Annotated in this window: 24 protein-coding genes; 12 read left to right on the top strand and 12 right to left on the bottom strand. The window is 64.0% G+C overall.

Going from position 1 to position 24,565, the window contains the following annotated elements; translation table 11 throughout:
* Nucleotides 1–5: 5 nt before the first annotated feature.
* The 3 genes from FNJ84_RS09570 to FNJ84_RS09560 are packed head-to-tail and all read left to right on the top strand — an operon-like array spanning nt 6 to nt 2,869.
* Entirely contained in the window at nt 6–845 is an 840-nt protein-coding gene (locus FNJ84_RS09570; RefSeq protein ID WP_143792867.1) for a carbohydrate ABC transporter permease, read from the top strand.
* On the top strand, nt 842–1,858 hold the full coding sequence (locus FNJ84_RS09565) for a Gfo/Idh/MocA family protein (protein WP_143792866.1): 1,017 nt from the start codon (nt 842–844) through the stop codon (nt 1,856–1,858). The genes FNJ84_RS09570 and FNJ84_RS09565 overlap by 4 nt, the downstream gene beginning before the upstream one ends.
* Nucleotides 1,859–1,867: 9 nt before the next feature.
* Nucleotides 1,868–2,869: an ABC transporter ATP-binding protein gene (locus FNJ84_RS09560; RefSeq protein ID WP_143792865.1), complete on the top strand. Its 1,002-nt coding sequence runs from the start codon at nt 1,868–1,870 to the stop codon at nt 2,867–2,869.
* 45 nt (nt 2,870–2,914) lie between these two features.
* Here FNJ84_RS09560 and FNJ84_RS09555 read toward each other — a convergent pair whose 3' ends face one another.
* The 4 genes from FNJ84_RS09555 to FNJ84_RS09540 are packed head-to-tail and all read right to left on the bottom strand — an operon-like array spanning nt 2,915 to nt 5,129.
* Nucleotides 2,915–3,571, bottom strand: coding sequence for an alpha/beta hydrolase (locus FNJ84_RS09555; protein ID WP_143792864.1), 657 nt, complete (start codon nt 3,569–3,571; stop codon nt 2,915–2,917).
* Between the two features lie 16 nt (nt 3,572–3,587).
* On the bottom strand, nt 3,588–4,211 hold the full coding sequence (locus FNJ84_RS09550; RefSeq protein WP_143792863.1) for a DNA-3-methyladenine glycosylase: 624 nt from the start codon (nt 4,209–4,211) through the stop codon (nt 3,588–3,590).
* Nucleotides 4,208–4,513, bottom strand: coding sequence for a hypothetical protein (locus FNJ84_RS09545; protein ID WP_143792862.1), 306 nt, complete (start codon nt 4,511–4,513; stop codon nt 4,208–4,210). Before FNJ84_RS09545 ends, FNJ84_RS09550 begins: the two co-directional genes overlap by 4 nt.
* The gene (locus tag FNJ84_RS09540) at nt 4,506–5,129 is read right to left on the bottom strand and encodes a GntR family transcriptional regulator (RefSeq protein ID WP_143792861.1); all 624 of its coding nucleotides are present in this window, start codon (nt 5,127–5,129) and stop codon (nt 4,506–4,508) included. The genes FNJ84_RS09545 and FNJ84_RS09540 overlap by 8 nt, the downstream gene beginning before the upstream one ends.
* A 63-nt stretch (nt 5,130–5,192) precedes the next feature.
* On the opposite strand from FNJ84_RS09540, the gene FNJ84_RS09535 reads away from it, so the two are divergent.
* Both FNJ84_RS09535 and FNJ84_RS09530 read left to right on the top strand, forming a co-directional pair.
* The gene (locus FNJ84_RS09535) at nt 5,193–5,855 is read left to right on the top strand and encodes a pyrimidine 5'-nucleotidase (RefSeq protein WP_370454592.1); all 663 of its coding nucleotides are present in this window, start codon (nt 5,193–5,195) and stop codon (nt 5,853–5,855) included.
* Nucleotides 5,852–7,048 carry a UbiH/UbiF family hydroxylase gene (locus tag FNJ84_RS09530; RefSeq protein ID WP_143792860.1) on the top strand — a complete coding sequence of 399 codons (1,197 nt, stop codon included), beginning with the start codon at nt 5,852–5,854 and terminating at the stop codon, nt 7,046–7,048. Before FNJ84_RS09535 ends, FNJ84_RS09530 begins: the two co-directional genes overlap by 4 nt.
* On the opposite strand, the gene FNJ84_RS09525 is transcribed toward FNJ84_RS09530, so the two are convergent.
* The 5 genes from FNJ84_RS09525 to lipB all read right to left on the bottom strand — a co-directional run bounded on the left by FNJ84_RS09525 (nt 7,045) and on the right by lipB (nt 13,018).
* Entirely contained in the window at nt 7,045–7,707 is a 663-nt protein-coding gene (locus FNJ84_RS09525) for a DUF6058 family natural product biosynthesis protein (protein ID WP_143792859.1), read from the bottom strand. The genes FNJ84_RS09530 and FNJ84_RS09525 overlap by 4 nt on opposite strands.
* Before the next feature lie 59 nt (nt 7,708–7,766).
* Nucleotides 7,767–9,041 (bottom strand): NAD(P)/FAD-dependent oxidoreductase, encoded by a 1,275-nt coding sequence (locus tag FNJ84_RS09520; RefSeq protein ID WP_143792858.1) that lies wholly within the window; start codon nt 9,039–9,041, stop codon nt 7,767–7,769.
* 144 nt (nt 9,042–9,185) lie between these two features.
* Complete coding sequence (locus FNJ84_RS09515; RefSeq protein ID WP_143792857.1) at nt 9,186–10,862, bottom strand: cytochrome c oxidase subunit 1; 1,677 nt, start codon at nt 10,860–10,862, stop codon at nt 9,186–9,188.
* Nucleotides 10,863–11,088: 226 nt separating this feature from the next.
* A complete protein-coding gene (locus FNJ84_RS09510; RefSeq protein WP_143792856.1) occupies nt 11,089–11,520 on the bottom strand; it encodes a cytochrome c family protein in 432 nt (143 codons plus the stop codon).
* An 844-nt stretch (nt 11,521–12,364) separates the two neighbouring features.
* Nucleotides 12,365–13,018: a lipoyl(octanoyl) transferase LipB gene (gene lipB, locus FNJ84_RS09505; protein WP_255471162.1), complete on the bottom strand. Its 654-nt coding sequence runs from the start codon at nt 13,016–13,018 to the stop codon at nt 12,365–12,367.
* A gap of 142 nt (nt 13,019–13,160) precedes the next feature.
* Between lipB and FNJ84_RS09500 the strand changes: the two genes are divergently transcribed.
* Nucleotides 13,161–13,757, top strand: a complete 597-nt coding sequence (locus FNJ84_RS09500; protein ID WP_185968474.1) for a type VI secretion system-associated protein TagO — start codon at nt 13,161–13,163, stop codon at nt 13,755–13,757.
* Between the two features lie 154 nt (nt 13,758–13,911).
* Here the strand turns inward: FNJ84_RS09500 and ilvC are convergent, their stop codons facing one another.
* Complete coding sequence (ilvC, locus tag FNJ84_RS09495; protein WP_255471161.1) at nt 13,912–14,952, bottom strand: ketol-acid reductoisomerase; 1,041 nt, start codon at nt 14,950–14,952, stop codon at nt 13,912–13,914.
* Nucleotides 14,953–15,063: 111 nt separating this feature from the next.
* On the opposite strand from ilvC, the gene FNJ84_RS09490 reads away from it, so the two are divergent.
* The 4 genes from FNJ84_RS09490 (at nt 15,064) to FNJ84_RS09475 (ending at nt 17,248) form a co-directional block, all read left to right on the top strand.
* Nucleotides 15,064–15,519 (top strand): Lrp/AsnC family transcriptional regulator, encoded by a 456-nt coding sequence (locus FNJ84_RS09490; RefSeq protein ID WP_143792852.1) that lies wholly within the window; start codon nt 15,064–15,066, stop codon nt 15,517–15,519.
* Nucleotides 15,516–15,989: an Lrp/AsnC family transcriptional regulator gene (locus FNJ84_RS09485; RefSeq protein ID WP_143792851.1), complete on the top strand. Its 474-nt coding sequence runs from the start codon at nt 15,516–15,518 to the stop codon at nt 15,987–15,989. Before FNJ84_RS09490 ends, FNJ84_RS09485 begins: the two co-directional genes overlap by 4 nt.
* A 49-nt stretch (nt 15,990–16,038) precedes the next feature.
* A complete protein-coding gene (locus FNJ84_RS09480; protein ID WP_143792850.1) occupies nt 16,039–16,518 on the top strand; it encodes a DUF2244 domain-containing protein in 480 nt (159 codons plus the stop codon).
* A gap of 226 nt (nt 16,519–16,744) precedes the next feature.
* Nucleotides 16,745–17,248, top strand: coding sequence for a GNAT family N-acetyltransferase (locus FNJ84_RS09475; RefSeq protein ID WP_143792849.1), 504 nt, complete (start codon nt 16,745–16,747; stop codon nt 17,246–17,248).
* 64 nt (nt 17,249–17,312) lie between these two features.
* On the opposite strand, the gene FNJ84_RS09470 is transcribed toward FNJ84_RS09475, so the two are convergent.
* Complete coding sequence (locus tag FNJ84_RS09470; RefSeq protein ID WP_143792848.1) at nt 17,313–17,777, bottom strand: GatB/YqeY domain-containing protein; 465 nt, start codon at nt 17,775–17,777, stop codon at nt 17,313–17,315.
* A gap of 143 nt (nt 17,778–17,920) precedes the next feature.
* Between FNJ84_RS09470 and carA the strand changes: the two genes are divergently transcribed.
* Together carA and FNJ84_RS09460 are read left to right on the top strand one after the other, a co-directional pair.
* Nucleotides 17,921–19,084 carry a glutamine-hydrolyzing carbamoyl-phosphate synthase small subunit gene (gene carA / locus FNJ84_RS09465; RefSeq protein ID WP_143792847.1) on the top strand — a complete coding sequence of 388 codons (1,164 nt, stop codon included), beginning with the start codon at nt 17,921–17,923 and terminating at the stop codon, nt 19,082–19,084.
* Between the two features lie 66 nt (nt 19,085–19,150).
* Nucleotides 19,151–21,472, top strand: coding sequence for a glycosyltransferase (locus FNJ84_RS09460; protein ID WP_255471142.1), 2,322 nt, complete (start codon nt 19,151–19,153; stop codon nt 21,470–21,472).
* A gap of 102 nt (nt 21,473–21,574) precedes the next feature.
* On the opposite strand, the gene FNJ84_RS09455 is transcribed toward FNJ84_RS09460, so the two are convergent.
* Entirely contained in the window at nt 21,575–24,385 is a 2,811-nt protein-coding gene (locus FNJ84_RS09455) for a glutamine-synthetase adenylyltransferase (RefSeq protein WP_143792846.1), read from the bottom strand.
* Nucleotides 24,386–24,565 lie beyond the last annotated feature (180 nt).

The following is a 24,565-nucleotide window of genomic DNA, read 5'->3' as shown; positions in this document are numbered from 1 at the left end:
CCGCCATGAACATCGCCCGCCACAGCCGGCTGAACACCCTTGCGATGCACGGGGCGCTGATCGTCTATACCCTGATCGCGCTGTTTCCGGTCTTTGTCATCCTGATCAACAGCTTCAAGTCCCGCCGCGCCATCTTCCGCGAGCCGTTGGCCCTGCCCGACGCCGAAAGCTTTTCGATGATCGGCTATCAGACGGTGATGAAGCAGGGCGATTTCCTGCTGTATTTCCAGAACTCGCTGATCGTCACGGTCGTGTCGCTGTTCTTCGTGCTGCTGTTTGGCGCCATGGCCGCCTTTGCGCTTTCGGAATACCGCTTCCGGGGCAATACGCTGATGGGGTTGTATCTGGCGCTTGGGATCATGATCCCGATCCGCATCGGAACAGTCGCGATCCTCGACATGATGGTCGCCACGGGGCTGGTCAACACGCTATGGGCGCTGATCCTTGTCTATACCGCGCAGGGTCTGCCGCTAGCGGTGTTCATCCTGACCGAGTTCATGCGCCAGGTGTCCGACGATCTGAAGAATGCCGGGCGCATCGACGGGCTGAGCGAGTTCACCATCTTCTTCCGGCTGGTCCTGCCGCTGGTCCGGCCGGCCATGGCGACGGTGGCCGTGTTCAACATGATCCCGATCTGGAACGACCTTTGGTTCCCGCTGATTCTGGCCCCGGCCGAGGCGACCAAGACGCTGACCCTGGGCAGCCAGGTCTTTATCGGCCAGTTCGTCACCGACTGGAACGCGGTCCTGTCGGCGCTGTCACTGGCGATCCTGCCGGTGCTGGTCCTTTACGTCATCTTCTCGCGGCAACTGATCCGCGGCATCACGTCGGGGGCGGTGAAATGACCAGGGTTCTGATCGTGGGCCTGGGAAATATGGGCATCTCGCATGCGCTGGCCCATCACAAATCGCCCCATTCCGACATCGTCGGGCTGGTCAACCGCTCGGCCGTGGATCTGCCGGATGCGTTGCGGGCCTATGATCTGTTCACCAGTTTCGAGGACGGGATGCAGACCCGCCCCGATCTGGTCGTCATCGCCACCTATAGCGACAGCCATGCCGATCTGGCGATCCGGGCGATGCGGGCCGGCGCGCATGTCTTTGTCGAAAAGCCGCTGGCCTCGAACTTGCAGGATGCACAGCGGGTCATTACCACGGCCGAGGAAACGGGGCGCAAGCTGATGGTCGGCTATATCCTGCGCCATCATCCGTCCTGGCAGCGCCTGATCGCCGAGGCCCGCGCCCTGGGGGGCCCCTATGTCTTTCGCATGAACCTGAACCAGCAAAGCACCGGGGCGGAATGGAAAACGCATAAATCGCTGATGCGCTCGACCAGTCCGCTGGTGGATTGCGGGGTCCATTATGTCGACGTGATGTGCCAGATCACCGATGCGGCGCCGATCCGCGTGAATGGCATCGGCCTGCGCCTCAGCGACGAGATCGCCCCCGACATGTATAATTACGGCCAGCTTCAGGTCAGCTTTCAGGATGGCAGCATCGGCTGGTATGAGGCAGGCTGGGGGCCGATGATGTCGGAAACCGCGCATTTCGTGAAGGATGTCGTCTCGCCCAATGGCGCCGTTTCGATCACCGATCAGGGGCCCGGTGGCTCGGCCGAGGTCGAGGGCCACACCCGCGTCGGCGGGCTGCTGGTGCACCGCCCCGGCAATGACCGCCTGATCGACCTGCCGGACGAGCCTGATCACCAGGCGCTGTGCGATGCCGAACAGGCTGCCATTCTGGATGCGATCCGAGACGATGCCGACCTGAACCGCCATATGCGCGACGCGCTGCAATCGCTGCGCATCTGCCTTGCCGCGGATGACAGCATCCGCAACCGCCGCGCGATTGATCTTTAGGAGTTGCCGATGACCGCCCTGACCCTGACCCAGATCTGCAAATCCTTCGGACCGGTCGATGTGCTGAAGAATATCGACCTTAGCGTCGAAGAAGGCGAGTTCGTCGTCTTTGTCGGCCCCTCGGGCTGCGGCAAATCCACGCTGCTGCGGGTGATCGCCGGGCTGGAGGACGCGACCTCTGGCGAGGTGCGCATCGGCGGCCAGCGGGTCAACACCACCCCGCCGGCCAAACGGGGCATCGCCATGGTGTTTCAATCCTATGCGCTTTATCCGCACCTGACCGTGCGCGGGAACATGGCGCTGGCGCTGAAACAGGAAGGCCAGTCGCGCGCCACCATCGACGCCCGCATCGCCGAGGCCAGCCGGATGTTGAACCTTGAACCCTATCTGGACCGGCGCCCGTCGGAACTGTCAGGCGGCCAGCGCCAGCGTGTCGCCATTGGCCGCGCCATCGTGCGCCAGCCGCAGCTGTTCCTGTTCGACGAGCCGCTGTCAAATCTGGATGCGGCGCTGCGCATCAATACACGGCTGGAAATCGCCAATCTGCACCGGACGCTGAAGGGGGCGATGATCTATGTCACCCATGACCAGACCGAGGCGATGACGCTGGCCGACAAGATCGTGGTGCTGCGCGATGGCCGGGTCGAACAGGTCGGCAGCCCGATGGATCTGTATAACAATCCCGCCAACCGCTTTGTCGCGGGTTTCCTGGGCGCGCCGGCGATGAATTTCATCGACGCCGCCACCGTTGGCGGCCCTGCGGGGCACAGTCTGGGTATCCGCCCCGAACATCTGCACATCGGCGCAGACGGCCCGCTTTCGGGCCAGGTCACACATGTCGAGCGCCTTGGCGGCGACACCAATGTCTTTGTCGAGGCCGGCACCGACCAGCCGCTGACCATCCGTCTGTTCGGCCAGCATGACATCGCCATCGGCAGCAGCATCGGGTTGGGCTATGACCCCCGGCAAGCGCTGCTGTTCGACGCCGAGGGCCAGCGCCGCCCGCACTAACGGGGCAGTCGGCCAATCGGGCAGTCGGACAGTCGCGGGCCGGGGTTATTTCCCCAGCACCTGCTTCATGAACCCCAGTGCCGCCGACAGGCCATCGGGCGAAATCCCGTGGCCCGTGCCCTTCATGACATGGCCATAAACCTCGAATCCGGCGGCGTTCAGCGCATCGGCGGCCAGCCCCATATCGGCAAAGGGCACCATCGGGTCCTGATCGCCATGCATCAGCAGAACGGGCGGCTTCACGCGCAGCTCGGCCGCCAGCAGCTCGGGTGCCAGCAGCCGTCCTGAACAGCCGATGATGCCGGCAACGGCGCTGTCGCGGCGCGGCAGCACATGCAGCGCCATCATGGTCCCCTGCGAAAAGCCGAACACGACCATGCGATCCGGCGCAACGCCCTCATCCGCCAGCACCTTGTCGAGGAAAGCGTTGATATCGTCGATCGACAGCGCCATCGAGGATTTCGCCTGCGCCTCGGTCGAGCCGTCCAGCCAGGGGATCGGAAACCACTGATAGCCCATCGGATTGTTCAGGCAGCGTTCGGGCGCATCGGGGGCATAGAAGGCCGTGCCGGGCAGATGCGGCGCCAGCGGATCGGCCAGACCCAGCAGATCCGTGCCGTCGGCGCCATAGCCATGCAGAAAGACCACGACCGCATCGGCCTTTTGCGGGCCGCGCCGCTGCGATTTCAATTCCCGAACCATTGCCCCTCCGGCCTGTCTAGCGGACGCCCTCGCGCCCCTTTGCCTGCCGGTAATAGGCCCACAGCCCCCGCGCCGCAACCGCACGCCAGGGCCGCCAGGCTTCGGCCAGCTCGGTCAACCGGGCGGGATTGGGGCGATCCGGCAGGTCGTAAAGCAGCCGCGCGGCCTCTTGCAGGGCCAGATCGCCGGCGGCAAAGGCATCGGCGCGGCCAAGGGCGAATTTCAGATAGATCTCGGCGGTCCAGCGACCGATGCCCGGCAGGGCGACCAGCGCCGCGATCACCTGATCGTCGGGCAGGTCGCGCAAGCCGTCCCAATCGACAGCTGCTTCGGCGATGCCGCGCAGATAGCGGATCTTGGGGCGCGACAAACCGCTGGCGCGCAACGCCTCGTCATCGGCAGCGGCAATGGCTTCTGCCCCTGTCAGCCCCGCATCCGCCATCCGTGCCGAGATCGCCGCAGCCGCATGAACCGAGATCTGCTGCGAGACAACGGCATCGCAGATCGCCGTGAAACCGTCATCCCGCCGGCGCAGGGGCAACGGCCCCAGATCCGGCAGCACACGCGCCCAGACAGGACAGAGGCTGGCCAGAAAGGCCGCCCCCTCGGCCAGATCATCCGCGGTCTCGATCAGCCTCATTCGGCAAAGCGACCTGCGCGGCCACCACGGCGGCGCGGCTGGTCAGCGGATGGCTGCCGCGCCCCTTCGACCAGGATTTGCAGCATTGGATGCGCCGATTCGCCGGCAGTCGCCACCTTGGGCGCATATTGATCCAGCAGCAGCCGCGCGGCATCGGCGGGCTGCACGCCGACGGGCAGCGACAGCGCCCAATCGACAAAGATCGAGCGGCATTCATCCGGCGTGATGCCAGGAATGCGAAGGCTTTCGTAGATCAGCCGCTTGGGGTCGGCGCCGTCAAGCGTCAGTGTCGTGTCAGTCATCACCACCCGCTTCCTGTTTCAGCCGGGTCTCCCATGCCGTCGAGATATGCCTTCGCAGCGCCTTGTCAGCCCGCAAGGCATCGCCATCGCCGATGGCATCGACGATTTCCTGATGTTCGTCCAGGGCCACCGCGCCCCGCCCCTCGGCCGACAGCGAGGTCCGCGCCATCAGCGCCATGCTGCGATGCACCAGGTCAAGCTGCTGCACCAGATAGCGGTTATGCGAGGCCAGATGAATCTGGTGATGAAACCGGCGGTTGGTGCGCGCCAGCACGCGCGGGTTGTCCAGGTTCTTGCGATCCTCGGCGACCATCTGGCCCATCACGCGCACCTCTTCGGGGGTGGCGTGGCGGGCGGCCAGCCGGGCGGCCAGCGCCTCCAGCTCGGCGCGCACGGTGTAAAGCTCGGCCAGTTGGTTGTGATCCAGCGTGGCCACGATCAGGCTGCGCCCGTCGCGGGACAGCATGGCCTGCGTTTCCAGCCGTTGCAGCGCCTCGCGGATGGGCGTGCGCGACACGCCGAATCGCTCGGCCAGTTCGGATTCGACCAGGCGATCGCCCGGCATGTAGATGCCGGCATCTATGGCCGACAGGATCATCGAGTAAGCGTCCTTCATATGCGCAGTTTCGCCGCAGCGACCGGAATTGCAAGCGCCCGTCGCGCGGGCTATGGCATGGTCATGGATTTCACCGATGTCGATGTCTGGATCTTCGATCTGGACAATACGCTTTACGATCCCTCGGCCGCGCTGTTTTCGCAGATCGAACGGCGGATGACGGATTATGTCTCGCGCCAGCTTGCCGTGACGCCGGCAGAGGCCAACCGCCTGCGCGACGATTACTGGCGGCGCTATGGCACCACGCTGGCCGGGCTGATGGCCGAGCACGGGATCGACCCGGCGCCCTATCTGGCCGATGTGCATGATATCGACTTTTCGGTTCTGCGCCCCGATCCGGCGCTGGCGCAGGCCATCCGCGCCCTGCCCGGCCGCAAGATCGTGCATACCAATGCCGATGCGCTTTACGCCAGCCGCGTGCTGGACCACCGGCAATTGCCGGTATTCGAGGCGATCTATGGCATCGAAGAAGTGGGCTTCCACCCCAAACCCGATGCCCGCGCCTATGACAGCGTGATCAAGGCCCATGCCATCGACCCGACCCGCGCCGCCTTTTTCGAGGATGACCCCCGCAATCTGGCGGTGCCGCATGATCTGGGCATGCGCACGGTGCTGGTCGGGCGTGGGCGCCATGGCCCGGACGAGCTGGCCGAGGATCATGACCACGGCCCTCATGTCCATCACCGCACCGATGATCTGACGGCGTTTCTGCGGGAACTGACATGACGGACACGGCCCATGATGTCGACATCCTGATCTCGGGCGGCGGCCCGGCGGGGCTGATCGCTGCGGCGGGTTTCGGCGCCGCAGGCCGCCGCGTGCTGTGCGTCGATCCGACCCCGCCCGTCACCGAGGAAGCAGGCGCAGGCGCAGATCTGCGCAGCACCGCCTTTCTGGGACCGTCGGCCGATTTCCTGAACCGGATCGGGCTGTGGCCGATGCTGGCGCCGCATGCCGCGCCGCTGGCCGTCATGCGCATCGTCGATGCCGGCGGCGCGCAGCCCGTGGCGCGACTGGTGCGCGATTTCGACGCCAGCGATCTGGGCGATGGCCCCTTTGGCTGGAACCTGCCCAACTGGCTGATCCGGCGCGAGGTGATGGCGCGACTGGCTGCCTTGCCCAATGTCGAGTTTCGCGCCGGCATTGGCACCGCCGGGCTGATCGCCCGCGACGATGCCGCCTTTGTCCGGCTAAGCGATGGCCAGCAGATACGCGCCCGGCTGGTCGTTGCCGCCGATGGCCGCGCCAGCCCCGTGCGCCACGCGCTTGGCATCGGCGTGCGCACCTTCCGCTATGGCCAGAAGGCACTGGCCTTTGCGGTGACGCACGAACTGCCGCATGAAAACGTCTCGACTGAGGTGCATCGCAGCGGCGGCCCCTTCACGCTGGTGCCCCTGCCGGACCGCGAGGGGCAACCCTGTTCCGCCGTGGTCTGGATGGATCGCAGTGCCGAGATTGCCCGGCTGGCCGCCCTGCCCCCCGCCGATTTCAGACACGCGCTGAACGACCGTTCCGCCGGCATTCTGGGGCATCTGACCCCGGTGACGCGGCTGACCACCTGGCCGATCATCAGCCAGATCGCCGACCGGTTCAGCGGCCCGCGCACCGCCCTTGTGGCCGAGGCCGCTCATGTCGTCCCGCCCATCGGCGCGCAGGGGTTGAACATGAGCCTTGCCGATCTGTCAGCCCTGATCGACCTGTCCGCCGACGACCCCGGCAATCGCGATGCGCTGACCGCATATGACCGCGCGCGCCGGCCCGAAGCGATGACCCGGCTGCTGGGCATCGACGCGCTGAACCGCGCCAGCATGGCCGAGGCCCGCCCGCTGCGCGACCTGCGCGCCGCAGGGCTGGGCGTGCTGCACGGCATGGCACCGCTGCGCCGCCTGCTGATGCGCAAGGGCATGGGCGGGCGCTAGTCCAGACCAAAAGGCCGCAGGAAACGCGCCCTCACGTCGATGATACAACGCTGCCGCGATGACAGCGCAACCTCATGCGGGGCAAAATCCGATTCGACGCGATCCAGCAGCGCCACGACCTGCGCCAGCAAGGCGCGGTCATCTGGCGACAGCGCCTGAGGATCGCCCGAGGTCATCGCCTCGATGAACATGACGCCGGCCTGCTTCAGAAAGATCGTCTCGGGCTGGCCGTCACGGGTGCAGACGCCATAGAAGCCCTGAAGGAAATAGTCCCAGGTCGCCTCGTCGCGCGCCGCATCGAAGGCAGCGGGCACCTGTGGCGCGGCACGCGTCAGACGTTGCCACAGATCGCCCGACAGAAACGCATCGCGCGCAGCGCCATAACGGACCTGAAAATGCCGGCGGGCACCGATCTCCTTCGTGATCCCCAGCAGCTGTATCTGACGCAGCCAATGCTGGTGATCCCTCAGGTGAAAGCGGTAGGTCCGAGGTTCCGAATGCGTCGCGACAAAGGATTGCGCCTGCCAATTGGCCTCGACCTGGTAAGAAGCATCCGGGCACAGTCGCCTGGCGATGTGAGTGTGCAGTTCAGGCACCGACATCCCCGCATGGGCGGCAAAGACGGGCTCGTCATGGAAATTGGCATATAGATAGGTCATCAGCATGACCCCTGCCTAGCATCTGCGGGCCGGATGTTGCTTCGATGTCGGTCGAACCATCAGCGCGGCCGCGATTTTTCCCCCTGGGTGATCAACCGGGCGGAATTATGGCCGGTCACAAAGCTCCACAGCCAGCTCAGTGCGACGGCCAGGCGCGACCTGGTGCCGATCAGGAAATAGATATGGGCGATGCCCCAGGCCCACCAGGCTGGCCAGCCCCTCAGCCGCAGCCTGCCATATTCGATCACCGCCGCATTGCGCCCGATGGTCGCCAGATTGCCCATCGAACGATAACGGAAGGACGCAAGCGCCGCCTTGCCCTGCAACCGCGCCTTGATCACCCGCGCAACATATTTGCCCTGTTGCTTGGCCGCAGGCGCCACGCCCGGCACCATCTGGCCTTCGCTGACCACATGGGCCGTATCGCCCAGAACGAAAATATCGGGATGGCCGGGCGCCGTCAGATCGGGGCCGACCATTGCACGGCCCGCGCGATCTGCCGCGACCCCCAGCCATTCGGCGGCGGGCGAGGCCTGCACCCCGGCGGCCCAGATCACCGTGCGTGCAGGGATGGTCTTGCCGTCCAGAACGATGCCCTCGGCGGTGATTTCGGTAACGGGCTTGCCGGTCAGCACCTGAACCCGGCCCTTTTCCAGCGCCTTGGCGGCATAGTCCGACAGCGGCTGGCTGAAACTGGGCAGGATACGCGGCCCGGCCTCGATCAGCAGGATGCGGGCCTTATTGGTGTCGATGCGGCGAAATTCGGGCGGCAGGATGCGATGGGCCAGTTCGGCCAGAATGCCGACCAACTCTACCCCCGTCGGACCGGCGCCGATGACGGCAAAGGTCAGATAGGCCTCGCGGGTGGCGGGGTCGCCGGTCAGTTCGGCACGTTCAAAGGCCAGCAGCATCCGACGACGGATGGTCGTCGCATCCTCCAGCGTTTTCAGGCCGGGCGCGTGATCGGCCCATTCATCATGCCCGAAATAGGCGTGCCGCGCCCCGGTGGCGATGATCAGAACATCATAGGGCACCCGCGCGCCGTCTTGCAGCAGAACCTCGTGCGCGTCGGCATCAATTCCGGTGACACGCGACAGAACCGTGGTCACATCCTTGCGGTCGCGGAACAGGCGGCGGATCGGCCAGGCAATTTCCGAGGTCGCCAATAGCGTGGTGGCAACCTGATATAGCAGCGGCTGGAACAGGTGGTGATTGCGCTGATCAATCAGTGTGATCCGGCAACCGGCGCCCCGCAGGTCCTTGACCAGTTGAATCCCGTCGAACACGGCACCGATAACAACGACCCTCTGATTGCTGGCTGGCTGACTATCCATCATGCATCTCCTTGCGCCAATGTTTGGGCGGGACGAGATCAGTTCAACACCAGCCGGACATTGCCCCGACGGCACTGCAACGAAAAACGGCCCCGCATCGCTGCGAGGCCGTTTCGGATTTTGTCATCTGCCTGTCAGACCGGATCAATGCGCGTGGCGGCGATCCCAGTCCGACTGCTTCGGCAGCTGCTCGAACGTGTGTTCCGGCGGCGGCGAAGGCAGGGTCCATTCCAGCGTGTCGGCATATTCGTTCCAGTAGTTGTTCTGGGTCACGCGCTTTCCGTAGAACAGCGTGTAGAAAACGATGCCGATGAAGAACAGGAACGAGCTGAACGAGATATAGGCACCGATCGAGCTGATGTTGTTCCAATACGCAAACTCGACCGGATAGTCGATATAGCGGCGCGGCATGCCCTGGCGGCCCAGGAAGTGCTGCGGGAAGAAGATCAGGTTCGAACCGATGAACATCATCCAGAAGTGAATCTTGCCGGCCCATTCGGGATATTGCCGGCCAGACATCTTGCCGATCCAGAAATAGACCCCGGCAAAGATCGCGAAGACCGCGCCAAGCGACATCACATAGTGGAAGTGCGCCACGACGTAATAGGTGTCGTGATAGACCCGGTCCAGCGGCGCCTGCGACAGCACCACGCCGGTCACGCCGCCGACGGTGAACAGGAACAGGAAGCCAAAGGCCCAAAGCATCGGGGTCTTGAACTCGACCGAGCCGCCCCACATCGTCGCGATCCAGCTGAACACCTTGATGCCGGTGGGCACTGCGATGGTCATCGTGGCCAGCATGAAATAGCTTTGCTGGGTCAGCGACATGCCCACGGTATACATGTGGTGCGCCCAGACAACGAAGCCCAGAACACCGATCGCGGCCATGGCCAGCACCATCGGCAGATAGCCGAAGATGGGCTTTTTCGAGAAGGTCGCGATGACATGGCTGATGATGCCAAAGCCCGGCAGGATGATGATGTACACTTCCGGGTGGCCAAAGAACCACAGGATATGCTGATACAGGATCGGATCGCCGCCACCCGAGGGATCAAAGAAGGTGGTGCCGAAATTGCGGTCCATCAGCAGCATGGTGATCGCGCCGGCCAGAACGGGCAGCGACAGAAGGATCAGCCAGGCGGTGATAAAGACCGACCAGGCGAACAGCGGCACCTTGAACAGGGTCATCCCCGGCGCGCGCATGTTCAGGAAGGTGGTGATGATGTTGATCGCACCCAGGATCGACGAGGCACCCGAGACGTGGACGGCGAAGATCGCCAGATCCATCGAATAGCCGCCCTCGGTCGTCGACAGCGGCGGATACAGCACCCAGCCCACGCCAGAGCCCATCTGCTGGTTGCCGCCCGGCGCCAGAAGCGAGGCCACGCCAAGGCAGACACCGACGACATACATCCAGTAGCTGAGGTTGTTCAACCGCGGGAAGCTCATGTCCGGGGCGCCGATCTGCAACGGCATGAAATAGTTGCCGAAGCCGCCGAACAGCGCCGGAATGACGACGAAGAACATCATCAGGACGCCGTGATAGGTGATCATGACGTTCCACAGATGGCCGTTGGGCGTGCAGGGCTCGGCCGCGTTCGCGATGAAGCGCGCGCCTTCCATGCACATGTACTGGACGCCGGGATGCTGCAACTCCATCCGCATATAGACGGTGAAGCTGACCGAAATCAGACCCACCAGACCGGCGGTGAACAGATACAGGATGCCGATGTCCTTGTGATTGGTGGACATGAACCAGCGGGTAAAGAACCCGCGTGTGTCGTGATGGTCGTCGTGGCCATGAGCGGCTGCGTCTGCCATGCGCGATCTCCCTCGTAAGTCGTGCGACCGGCCTTGCGGCCGGCAATATTGGGCGCCTTTGTAGACGACGCCACGAAACCCGGCAATGCGTCCTTTGCCCTAAAACGCAACGCCCCCACCAAAATATCACATTTGGCGGGGGCGATGGCAGATCTGTCAGCGACCCTTTGTCGCAGGCTGGCCACGCCGCACCAACGGTGCGCCCCTGCCGATTCGCCTCGGTGACCTATTCAGCCGGCGCGTCGGGCGAGACCGAGGCCAGATAGGCGGCCACGTCCTCTTGCCCCTTGTTCAGCTTGAAGGTCATCTTGGTCTTGGCTGCGGCATCGCCGGTCTTTGCCTCCAGCCAGTCATTCGGATTGGTGATATAGGCCACCAGATCTTCCTGGGTCCAGACCAGGTCCGGGTTCATTTCGGCGGCCTCAAGGATCCCCGCGCCATAGCTATAGCCTTCCTGCGAGGCGATCTTGCGGCCGACGACATTCCACAGGTTCGGGCCGACGCCACCACCCTTGACGATGTCGGTGCCCTCGGCGTCCTGGATCATGTGGCAGGCCTTGCACTTGCGGAATTCTTTCTCGCCATTTGCGACATCCTGCGCAAAGGCGGGGGTCGCGACGGCAAAGGCGGCCGCGATGCTGATGATGATTGGCTTCATTGCATCTCCTCGAACTGCAAACTGGCTTTTCCCCTTATAGGCCCGCAGAAACGGCAGTGCCAATGCTTTCATGGTCGAATACGGCGACCACCGCCCGGTGGCGAACTCACCTCACGGCTGGCATGTCAGAATTTCATCCGATTACCGGGTGCGATGTCGTGTAACAGGCACCGTTGCGACACGCCCGGCCAAATCATGCGCCAGGCCGGGCAGCCGTCGGGCACCAGAGACTGAGGAGACGGCACCAATCGCATTGAGGCTCGGGGGGGGGGGGCCGAAAGGCGCTGCCGACGACGCAAGCGCATGTCCAATGCGTTGGCGCCGTCTCTGACTGCAAGGTGCCCATAGGGAAAGGTGCGACCCGACCAGCCGGCCCCGGCCGACGATCGTGGCAAACGCGTTGAAAAAGCACACGAAATGCGCAATAATCGGTTGATGCTTCCCCCCCAGGATCGCAGGGGTCGCTTCATGGTTCCATGAGTGTTCTACAGGTATTCGGCGCGAAACTGCGCCGGTTGACAGCGCTACGCGGCCCCCAAACCGTCGTGGCCGGGCAGTTGGGCATTGGTCGGATCCAATTCCAGCGCTACCTGCGTTCAGAATCTTTTCCAAAGCCGAATGTGCTGCGGCGCATCTGCATTTTCTTCGGTGTCGATGCCCGTATCCTGACCGATCCCCTGACCGATGATCAGTTACATATGATCAGGCAGGCTGGAGCATTGCCGGCGCGGCGTCATCTTCCGACAAGGGAATGCAGGAAGCGGTGCGCTATGCCTGTCCCGATCAGGACTATTTTCAACCCGGCAGCGAATTGCCCGACGGGATTTATCAACGCTGGCGCGGCTCAGCCGAAGGCGCGGTCAAATCCCCGGCGCAGCGCCAGATCCAGATCGCCCATCCCGACCGGCAGGCCCAGATCGACAAGGCTGGTTACGCCATGACCGCTGATGCCGCAGGGCACGATACCGCCGTAATGGCTGAGGTCCGGTTCGACATTGATGGCGATGCCATGGAAGCTGACCCATTTGCGCAGCTTGACCCCGATGGCCGCGATCTTGTCCTCGCGCGGGGTGCCATCGAACAGGGCGGGCTTGTCGGGCCGGGCGATCCAGACGCCCACCCTGCCCTCGCGAATCTCGCCCTTCAGACCGAACTCGGCCAGCGCCGCGATCACCCAGTCTTCCAGCTTCTGCACAAAGGCACGCACGTCGCGCCCGCGCCGGTTCAGATCCAGCATGACATAGACGACCCGCTGCCCCGGCCCGTGATAGGTATATTGCCCGCCCCGCCCTACCGCATGAACCGGAAAGCGCGCCTGAAGCAGGTCTTCAGGCTTGGCACTGGTGCCCGCAGTGTAAAGCGGCGGATGCTCAACCAGCCAGACCAACTCGTCCGCCTCGCCCGAATGGATCGCTGCGACGCGCGCCTCCATGAAGGTCAGAGCCTCGTCATAATCGGTAAGTCCGGGGGCGGTGATCCAGTCGGTCATGGGGGTGATGTGGCATTGGGCGCGGCGGCGCGCAAGGTGGGAGTTGGGGCTGGGTGCAGCGGAGGGCCAGCGGCCTGCCGTGGATGGCCGCTGAGGCGCTGCGTGGGCGTGCTTTATGGTGCCAGGTGCATCTGAGGGCTGCTCGGCATCGGTGGCACCAAAGCGGCCAGCCGCCCGGACGGCAGGCCACTCGATACAGGGCGACGTAGAACGACTCTCGTGCTATGACGAAGCTTCCGAATATAGGACGACCACGGATGCCGACTCCACCACGGCAGAATCGGCACCGGTGCAGTCTGGCGCAACTGGAAATCAATGGAAGGTTGATATTGATGGAAGCGCCCTTGATGATCGCAAGGACGTTTATCTTCGGGTCACCAGCGATGAAGCGGATGCAACGGGATACGGCAACACAAGTTATGCCACACTCTTCGTCCGTTGCATGAAGAACTCGACCAACGCCTTCATTTCCTTCGACAGCTATACTTCAGATAGCCGGTCGGTGAAATATCGTTTGGACGACGAACCGATCCGAACGATATGGATGGAGCCGGTGAATGGTGGGGATGGCATAGGCATCTGGTCTGGGGCACGCGCAATACCTTTCATCAAAGATCTGCTGGACAGGCAAAAATTGGCGGTTGCGTACGAGTCTTACAGCAATGCCAACTTGGAGTTCACCTTCGACGTTTCAGGATTGCGCGCGAAGATTGGTCCGCTGACTGAAAGTTGCGAGTGGAACTCCTGATCGTTCTTGGAACTGATTACTCGTTTGATGCCGCAGGGTAAATTAGCTACTCGGCGCCCCTCAGACCTGCCCCTATATCCGTGACCAAGGTTTCCCAAAAAGAAAGAAAACGGGGGACCCGAAGGCCCCCCGTAAATCATCGCGGTGACACGGATCAGTTCCGCGCCTTATCCACCATCTTGCCCTTGGAAATCCAGGGCATCATCTCGCGCAGCTTGGCGCCGACCTGCTCGATCTGGTGCTCGTCATTGATGCGACGGGTCGCCTTGAAGCTGGGCTGACCAACAGCGTTTTCCTGCATGAAGTCGCGCACGAACTTGCCGGTCTGGATGTCGCGCAGAACCGCCTTCATCCGGGCCTTCGTCTCGTCGTAAGGCAGGATGCGCGGGCCGGAGACATATTCACCATATTCAGCGGTGTTCGAGATCGAATAGTTCATGTTGGCGATGCCGCCTTCATAGATCAGGTCGACGATCAGCTTCACCTCGTGCAGGCATTCGAAATAGGCCATTTCCGGCTCATAGCCGGCCTCGACCAGGGTTTCAAAGCCCATGCGGATCAACTCGACCAGACCGCCGCACAGAACGGCCTGCTCACCGAACAGGTCGGTCTCGCATTCCTCGCGGAAGTTCGTCTCGATGATGCCCGAGCGGCCGCCGCCGATGGCCGAACAATAGGACAGACCCAGATCCATCGCCTTGCCCGACGCATCCTGATGCACCGCCACAAGGCAGGGCACGCCGCCACCCTTGACATATTCGCCGCGCACGGTGTGGCCGGGGCCCTTGGGGGCCATCATGATCACGTCGACGCCGGGCTTGGGCTCGATCAGGCCGAAATGCACGTTCAACCCGTGGGCGAAGGCAATCGCCGCGCCTTCGCGCAGGTTGTCATGGACGTATTTCTTGTAGGTCTCGGCCTGCAATTCATCCGGCATGGTGAACATGATCAGGTCGGCCCATTTGGCGGCCTCGGCGATCTCCATCACCTTCAGGCCTTCGCCTTCGGCTTTCGCGGCCGAGGGGCTGCCCGGACGCAGCGCGACGACGACATTCTTGGCACCCGAATCGCGCAGGTTCAGCGCATGGGCATGGCCTTGGCTGCCATAGCCCAGAATGGCGACTTTCTTGTCCTTGATCAGGTTCACATCGCAATCGCGATCGTAATAGACACGCATCTCGTGGTCCTTTGCTATTCGATGAAGGGGTTCTAGCCGCCAGTCGCAATGCTGTCCTGTTCAATCGTCACGGTTTCTGGCAGAATATCGAAAAGATCATGCTGACAAGAAACATAGACCGAAAAAATCATGCCGGACCCCACGGATCGCCGAATCCTGCGCCAGCTTCTTGCCGACCCAGAGGCCCCCGCTGCCGAACTGGCGGCCCGTGCGGGCGTCACCCCGGCAAGCCTGTGGCGGCGGCTGGAAAAGCTGCGCGCAAGTGGCGTGCTGAAAGCCATCGAACAGCGCATCGACTGGCGCGCCCTTGGATGGGAGGTAGAGGTCAGTCTGCGCTTCACGCTGGACAAGACCGAACCGCGCGCCTTTGACGAATTCCTCGCCGCCGCGCGCCGCGTGCCCGAGGTAACCGAGATCCAGACCTTTCTGGGCAGCGTCGACCTGCGCCTGTCGGTCATCGCGCGGGACATGGCGCATTGGCAAAGCGTCTATCGCGAGCGCATCCTGACCCTGCCCCATGTTGCCGACAGCGACGCGCTGATGCTGGTCTCGACAATCAAGGACAGCACAGAGGTGTCGCTGTGACCCAGATCGACGAGACCGATCAGGCGATACTGCGCCATCTGGCCCGCGACGCGACGCTAAGCGCCGCCGCAATCGGGCGCAGCCTTGGCATTGCCCAACCCGCCATCTGGCGCCGCATCCGGCGGCTGACGGATGCGGGCGTGCTGGCGGGGCGGCGGGTGGTGCTGGACAATGCCGCGCTTGGCTTTGGCGTGACCGTATTTCTTGGCATCCGTCTTGCCACCAAGGGCCGCACCAGTCTGGAAGATTTCGAGCGCGCCGTGACCGCCATCCCCGAGGTTCAGGTGGTCCAGCATGTGCTGGGCCAGTTCGATTACCGCCTGCGCATCACCGCCCGCGACATATCCGATTTCGAACGCATCCTGCGCCGGCGGATCATGACGCTGCCCGGCGTGGGCCAGGTCGAGGCCAATGTCATGCTGTCCGAAGAACGAAGGCCTGGCCCGCTTGGTCAGGACAAGGCAGGCTGACCAAAACCTAACCGTTGCCTAAAGTCGCGCGGAACGGCAGAAATCGCCTATGCCCTATGACTGGCGAAATCACGACGATGGATCGGCCCAGCTTGTGCTGTGGCCCTTTCGGTCATTGCCGCGCAAGGGTTTCGTCTGGTTCATCGGCATCACCGCCACGCTGTTGCTGATGCCACTGATCGCAGTGCTGGGCAGCGCGGTGATGTGGGGCATCCTGCCTTTCATGGCGCTGGTGATCTGGGGCATCTGGCACGCGCTTCAGCGCAGCTATCGCAGCGGCGAAACGCGCGAGGTCCTGCGGATGGATCGCAACATGCTGGCGCTGACCCGCAGCGATCCGGGCAAGCCCGACCGGCATTGGAACACCAACCCCTATTGGGTCCGCCCAGTCCTGCGCAAAGGCCCGGTCGAGGATTATCTGACCCTGACCGATGGTGCGCGCGAGGTCGAGCTTGGCGCCTTCCTGACCCCCGAGGAACGCCGCATGCTGCATGACCAGCTGCTGCGGCGGCTGGCCGACCTGCGCTAGACAAGCGTAAAGCCACCCGCCACAGGCGCGATACCGATACCCTTGGCGAAACCCAAATCCGTTGACAGGGAAAGGACGCTCTTTCATAACCTTGGAATGAACCCGAACCTGTCCTTTCTCATGACCTATTACCTCGCCACATCCAGGCGCGGTGCATGAATTTGACCATTGTGCCGCCGTATGGCGGCGCAGATTTCGGCTCCTACGGCGAAAAAAGGAGCCTGACATGCAACAAGACACATTTCCGCTGACCACCGATTTCGGAACGATCCGATGCGCCCGGCCTGCGGATTCAGCGCGGATCGTCCAGATGATCGGGCAATTGGCCCTTCATCACGGCGATTCCCCGACACTGACGGTTGCGGATCTTCAACGGGATCTTTTCGCCGAAACGCCATGGATCCATGTCCTCGTCGCCGAAACCCAAGACAGGCTGATCGGCTATGCGGCGATGTGCGGATTGATCCAGCTTCACTTCGGTCTGCGCGGCATGGACCTGCACCATCTGTTCACCGATCGGGCGCATCGTGGCGGCGGTGTGGGTCGCAGCCTTGTCGATGCCTGCAAGATCAAGGCGGCCGCCCTGTCATGCCGCTATCTGACCGTCGGAACCCATCCCGACAATCACCGGGCGCAGGCCTTCTACGAATCACTGGGATTTATGCGAAGAGATGCCCACCCACCGCGATTCTCGATCCGGCTCGACCCAGAGTTCCCGGCGACGGCATGAAAAAGCGGCGCCCGGTTATCGCCGGGCGCCGCCTGTCACTGTCACATGTGATCCGCCGCCCCGATCAGGCCAGCAGCTTTTCCTTGACCAGCGGGCCGACCGCGCCGAAATCCATCTGCCCGGCATGCCGGCTGCGCAACTCGGCCATCACGCGGCCCATGTCGCGCACCGAATCCGCCCCCAGATCCTGAATCGCCTTCTGCACCGCCGCCGCCGATTCCTCGGTAGACAGCTGTTTGGGCAGAAACTCCTGGATCACGCGGATCTCGTTATGTTCCTTTTCGGCCAGTTCCATCCGGCAACCCTCTTCATAGGCGCGAGCGGATTCCTGGCGCTGCTTGACCATCTTGGACAGGATGGCGATCAGATCGGCCTCGGTCAGAACGGCCTCGTCGCCCGAGCCGGTGCGCGCGGCGATCTCGCGGTCCTTGATGGCCGCACCGATCAGTCGCAACGTCGACAGACGCTCGGAATCGCGGGCCTTCATCGCCTCTTTCGTCTCGGCCTGAAGTCGGACACGCAAATCCATGATCTTATCCTTGTTGATGCCCCGCCTGACTGGCGGAAAGACAGGCATTTAGTGAATCCGGCGCCGCAAATCAAGTTTCGCCCGCTTGACCCCAAGGCCAGCCCCCCCTATTGACGGGCGGATTTCAAGACAGGGGTGCCGCGATGGCCGACAAACCAACAGCCTGCCTGGCGCTTGCCGATGGCACCGTCTTTTATGGCCAGGGCTTCGGCGCGACCGGCGAAGTGGTCGCCGAACTGGTCTTCAACACCGCCATGACCGGCTATCAAGAGATCATGACCGATCCCTCTTATGCCAGCCAGATCGTCACCTTCACCTTCCCCCATATCGGCAATACCGGCGTCACCCCCGAGGATGACGAGGCCGCCGACCCGGTCGCCAATGGCATCGTGGTGAAATGGGACCCGACCGAGCCCTCGAACTGGCGCGCGACCAGCGATCTGGTCGACTGGATGGAACGCCGTGGCCGCATCGGCATCGGCGGCGTCGATACCCGGCGGCTGACCCGTGCGATCCGGTTGCAAGGGGCGCCGCATGTGGTGCTGGCCCATGATCCGGACGGTAATTTCGACCTGGCCCGGCTGGTGGCGCGGGCGCGCGACTGGCAGGGGCTGGTCGGGCTGGACCTGGCCAAGGGCGTCAGCTGCACGCAAAGCTATCGGTGGGATCAGGGGCTGTGGGCCTGGGGCAAGGGCTTTGACGACACGCCGCCCCCGCCGCCCGGTGGCAAGCCCTTCCGCGTCGTGGCGCTGGATTACGGCGCGAAACGCAACATCCTGCGCTCGCTGGCCTCGACCGGGGCCGAGGTGACGGTGCTGCCTGCCACGGCGACGGCAGATGAGGTGCTGGCCCATGACCCCGAGGGCGTGTTCCTGTCGAATGGCCCCGGCGATCCGGCGGCGACTGGCGAATATGCCGTGCCGATGATCCAGGCTTTGCTGGCGCGCGACCTGCCCATCTTTGGCATCTGCCTGGGTCATCAGATGCTGGCGCTGGCGCTTGGCGCAAAGACCATCAAGATGAACCACGGCCATCACGGCGCCAACCACCCGGTCAAGGATATCGAGACCGGCAAGGTCGAGATCACCTCGATGAACCACGGTTTCGCGGTGGACAGTCAGACCCTGCCCGCAGGCGTCAAGGAAACGCATGTCAGCCTGTTCGATGGCAGCAATTGCGGGCTGCGGGTCGAGGACAAGCCGATCTTTTCGGTGCAATACCACCCCGAGGCCGCACCCGGCCCGCAGGACAGTTTCTACCTGTTCGAACGCTTTGCCGAGGCGATGTCGCAGCGGCGGAAACGTTAAATTCCTGTCTTAACAGGTTTTTAACACCTGGCATGCAAGCAATGGGCGAAGCACGGGGATTCGCTCATGTCGCAACCAGTTTCCATTCCGTCCGATATGCCGGCCTCGGGGCCGGCCCAGCAGCGGCTGCCTGACAATGTCCTGCCGCTGCCGGGCATGGGACAGGCGCCTGCGGCGGATGCTGCTGGACAAGCCCCGGCACCCAATGCGATGCCGGTCCGCAATCTGCGTCCGCTTGGCCAGATCCTGCTGGAAGACGGGGCGATCACGGCAGATCTGCTGCTGAAGGCCAGTATCCTGCGCAAGCGCCAGGATGTCCGTCTGGGCGAGATTTTGCTGGCTCATGGCTGGGTCGACGAGGATGCGCTGACCCGCGCTTTGTCCCGCCAATGGCGCGCCAACACCGTCGACCTGCGGCAAACGCCGCCTGATCCGCGCCTGATCGACCTTGCCGGCGCGGAATTTTGCCTGACCAACGCCATCGTGCCCTGGCGCAGTGCCGGCGGCCTGACCTGGATCGCCACCGCGCGACCCGAGAATTTCGCCGAACTGGCGGCGCGGCTGCCAGCGACGTTCGGCCATGTGCGGATGCTGCTCTGCTCCGAGGTTCAGGCGCAAGAGGCGATTCTGGCGACCCGGCGCACCAGCCTGATTCGCGCGGCCGAACTGCGCGTGCCGGCGCGGGAAAGCTGCCGCGAACGCAGCGAGACGCGCTCGACCCTGCTGGCCATTACCGTTATCGGGCTGCTGGTTGCCGGGCTGACATTCACGCCGTTGCTGACTTTTTCGATCCTCGCGGGCTGGGCGGTCCTGACGCTGATCACCGCCATGGCGCTGAAATTCCTGTGCTTCCGGGCCGCCCTGCACGAAACGCGCGAGCAGGCGCGGGAACAGGCCGAACTGACCGCCCGGCGCACGACGCCACCCGAGATGACAGATCCGCTGCCGGTGATATCGGTGATGGTGCCACTGTTTGCGGAAAGCGACATTGCCGACAAGCTGGTGGGGCGCCTGGCGCGGCTGACCTATCCGCGCGAACTGACGGATATCCTGCTGGTGGTCGAGGAAACCGATCAGGTCACCCGCGCGGCGCTGGTCGGCGCTGGTCTGCCGCGCTGGATCCGGGTGGTGACGGTTCCCGACGGCCCGATCCGCACCAAGCCGCGGGCGCTGAACTATGCGCTGAACTTCTGCCGGGGCCGGATTGTCGGGGTCTGGGATGCCGAGGACCGGCCCGAACCGGACCAACTGCACAAGGTCGCGCGGCGCTTTCATTTCGCGCCTGATGAAGTGGCCTGCTTGCAGGGCCGGCTGGATTTCTACAATCCCCGCACCAATTGGCTGGCCCGCTGCTTCACCGTCGAATATGCCACATGGTTCCGCGCCGTTCTGCCCGGCGTCGCCCGCATGGGGCTGGTCGTGCCCCTGGGCGGCACCACCTTGTTCTTCCGTCGTGACGCGCTGGAACATGTCGGGGCCTGGGATGCCTGGAACGTGACCGAGGATGCCGATCTGGGCGTGCGCCTTGCCCGCCGGGGTTACCGGACCGAAATCATCGACACCATCACCGATGAAGAGGCGAATTGCCGCACGCTGCCCTGGATCAAGCAGCGATCGCGCTGGCTGAAAGGCTATGCCATGACATGGGGGGTGCATATGCGCGACCCGATCCGGCTTTGGGCCGAGCTGGGGCCGAAGCGTTTTATCGGCTTTCAGGTGCAGTTCCTGGGCACTTTGTCCCAATATCTGCTGGCGCCGATTCTGATCAGCTTCTGGCTGATCACCCTTGGCCTGCCGCATCCACTTTATGCGCCGCTGTCGCAGCTGTGGTCAGGCCATGCCTTCACCGTACTGGTCGTTCTGTTTGTCGGCGCAGAGCTGCTGAATATCGTCATGGGCCTGTGGGCGGTTCGTTCCGACAAGCATCGCCACCTTCGATTTTGGGTTCCCACATTGCATTTCTACCATCCGCTTGGCTGCCTGGCCGGCTGGAAGGCAATCTATGAGGTCGTGGTCAAGCCTTTCTACTGGGACAAGACCGCGCATGGCCTGTTCGACGCAACCCAGACTGCGGCAGGCACAGAAAAGGCTGCGCCCACCGCCGAGATAACGACCGGCCTGCCAGCCCCGACCCCGGCGGCATTGCTGCCAGGCAGCGTGCAGATCCCTCTGCTTGGGCAATTGGGCGAGCGTCGTTCTGGCCCCGAGGCGACGCAATCCGCCCCCATCGACGGGTCGCCACCAGCAACCGGCGCCACGGTTGACGACGCTGCCGAGCCGGATGCCGAAACCCACGTCCTCGACGCGCGGACGAACCCCACCCCTCAGCCTGCCCTGCCGTTGCACCTGAATGTCTCCTTCATTCGCAAACGCCGCGAGGCCAGCTAACCGGGACTACTGGTGGCTGTCACGGCCACAGCACCGGCAACAACGCCGATGGGCCATCGCACAGGGGCGGTCAGTCCGCCGTCAGTCAGCCGTCAGTCCGCGTCAGTCAGCCGTCTCTGATGCGCCAATCAGGGCATTGATGATCTGTTCGGCCTCGGCACTGCGTTCCGCAAGCTGGCTCGACAGTTGATCCAGGGTGGCGCATCCCGTTTCGCGCAACAACAACTCTTGCCCGCCCTCGCCGATTTCCGACATGTCCAACGATCTGTCGGTCAACAATCGTCCCGCGGCGTGAAGCCGCCACAGGAAGCGATGCGCCGAGAGAAGCCGGTCGGCCTGAGCCGGCGGGATCAGCCCTGCGCGCTTTCCAGCGCGGATCTGGGCGGCCGCCCCTCGTGCCGCATCACCCGCACGCAGCGCGAAGGACTGGGCCAGCAGCTCGATATCCTGAATCCGGCCGGGACCGATCTTGGCCTCCCATTGGCCATCGGGGGCCTTGGCCCGAAAGATCCGGTCGCGCATATCGGCCAGATCGGTCATCACCCCAGGTTGACCACCGCGATCCCGCAAAATCCGATGGCGCAGCCCTTCGACTTCGTCGGCCAGTGCGGCGCCCTCGGACCCGGATGCCGCCACCGGGCGCGCGCGGGTAAGGGCAAGGTGTTCCCAGGTCCAGGCCTCGGTCAGCTGATAATTTTCAAAGCTTTGCAGCGAGGTCGCCACCGGCCCTTGCCGCCCCGAGGGACGCAGCCGCATATCGACCTCGTACAGCCGGCCCTCTGCCGTGGGGGCCGAGACGGCGGTGATCATCGCCTGTGTCAGCCGTGCGTAATAGGCGCGGGTGGCCAGCGGTCGCGGCCCGTCCGACTGTTCGACCCCGGCCGCATCATAGATGACGATCAGGTCAAGGTCCGATCCGGTGTTCAGCTGTCGCGCGCCAAGCGATCCCATGCCCAGCACCACCGCACCGCGACCAGGCGGCGGGCCGTGGCGCCGCGAAAACTCATCTGCGGTCACCGGAAAAAGCGCGGCGATCGCGGCATCGGCCAGATCGGCATATTGGACCGCCGCCTCATCGGCGTCGATCAGCCCGCGCAGCAGATGTACCCCGATGCGGAAATGCCATTCATGCGCCCATCGCCGGGCCGCATCCAGCGCCTGTTCATAGCCGCCGCCCGGCGCGTCCAGCGCGGCGCGCAATATGCCGGCCAAGCCATCGCGCAGCCCCTCGGCACGCGGCCATGGCGCGAAGAAGCTGCCGGCAAGCACCGCATCCAGCACCGCCGGATGCCGGGTCAGATAGGTCGCAAGCCCCGGCGCCGTGCCGCAGATGTCGACGATCAGCTCGATCAGTTGTGGATTGGCCTCGAACAGCGAGAACAGCTGCACCCCGGCAGGCAGGCCCGCCAGAAAGCCGTCGAACCGGGCAAGCGCCTCGTCGGGATGGGCAGCGCGGGCCATGCGTGACAGGATCTCGGGCTGCACCCGGCGAAAGATCGCCCGCGCCCGGTCAGTGCGCAGGGCGGGATAGTCCAGCCATCGCGCGATGATCTTCTGCGCCTCTTCCGACAGGTCGGGCAGTTCGCCCGCCTCGCCAGGCGCAAAGAAGGATTCTGTCAGCTCATGCACCCGTTCCAGCCGCGCTTTCAGCCGGGCAGACCAGGCCGGCAGGTCGGCATCGCCCATCATCTGCGCAATCACCGTCAGCCCTTCGCCATCCTTGGGCAGGGTGTGGGTCTGGGCGTCGTTGACCATCTGGATGCGATGTTCGATGTCGCGATGCTGGCGGTAGTGGTCGGTCAGCTCCATTGCGACCTCGGGCGGGATCCAGCCCTTTGCGGCCAGCGCGGCCAGCCCGCCGACGGTGTCGCGCACCCGCAGATCGGGGTCGCGACCACCGGCGATCAATTGCCGGGTCTGGGTGAAAAACTCGATCTCGCGGATACCGCCGCGCCCCAGCTTCATGTTGTGGCCCGGCACCTCAAGCCGACCACCCAGCCCCTTGTGGTCGCGGATGCGCAGCCGCATGTCATGGGCATCCTGGATGGCCGCGAAATCCAGATGCTTGCGCCAGACAAAGGGCCGCAGCTCGTCCAGAAAACGTTGCCCCGCAGCCAGATCGCCGGCACAGGGCCGCGCCTTGATATAGGCGGCGCGTTCCCAGGTGCGGCCCTCGGCCTCGTAATAGGCCAGTGCCGCCGAGCCGGAAATGCAGACCGGCGTGACCGAGGCATCGGGGCGCAGCCGTAAGTCGGTGCGAAAGACATAGCCGTGTTCGGTATTGTCCGACAGCGTCGCCGCAGCCTTGCGGGTGGCGCGGATCAGGGCGGCACGGGCCTCGTGTTGGTCATCGGCGGCATAGGCATCGTCATCGTAAAGAACGATCAGGTCGATATCCGAGGAATAATTCAGTTCGCGCGCACCGCCCTTGCCCATGGCCAGCGCAAAGATGCCGCCCGCCTCGGCCCTGGCGCCGTCGCGCATCTGCGGCAGCTTGCCGCGTGCCATCTCGGCTGCGACATGGACGCGCAAGGCAAGGTCGCTGGCGCGGTCGGCCAAGTCCGACAGCGCGCCTGTCACCTGTTCCAGCCGCCAGACCCCGCCCAGATCGGCCAGCGCCGTATAAAGCGCAACCCGCCGCTTGGCCCGGCGCAACGCCACGCCCAGATCCTCGGCGCCCAGTTCCTCGAAACCGGCGGTCTCGGCGGTTACCACGTCGGGCCCGTCCAGCGCGCCGGCCAGCCATTCGGCCTCGTGCTGGATCAGGCCGGCAAGAAAGGGGCTGCATCCCGCCGCGCCCGAGGCCAGGTCGACGACAGCGCCGGGCAGGCCGGACAGCAATTGGCGCACGGAATCGGCGCGCGCCGAATCATGGGCAATGGGCAGGCGGGTGATCGAAGCAGCAAAATCCATGTCCGCAAGACTAGCCATCGCCCCAATCGCGTCAACGCCGTGCGGTTAACTGCGACAATGCTTGGCGCATCGCAGAAAGGTTGCTAGGGTTTCTTGCATGGCGTGAATCTGAGGGAAGCCGGGCGGACTCTGGCAGGGTGCATGACGAATAATCATCTCTTGTTTCATGCGGCGGGCTGC

It is taken from the genome of Paracoccus sp. M683 (assembly GCF_007096355.1).
In the GTDB taxonomy this organism is placed as follows: Bacteria; Pseudomonadota; Alphaproteobacteria; order Rhodobacterales; family Rhodobacteraceae; genus Paracoccus.
The sequence above is the reverse complement of the archived record's forward strand: the minus strand, read 5'-3'. Positions and strand labels throughout refer to the sequence as shown.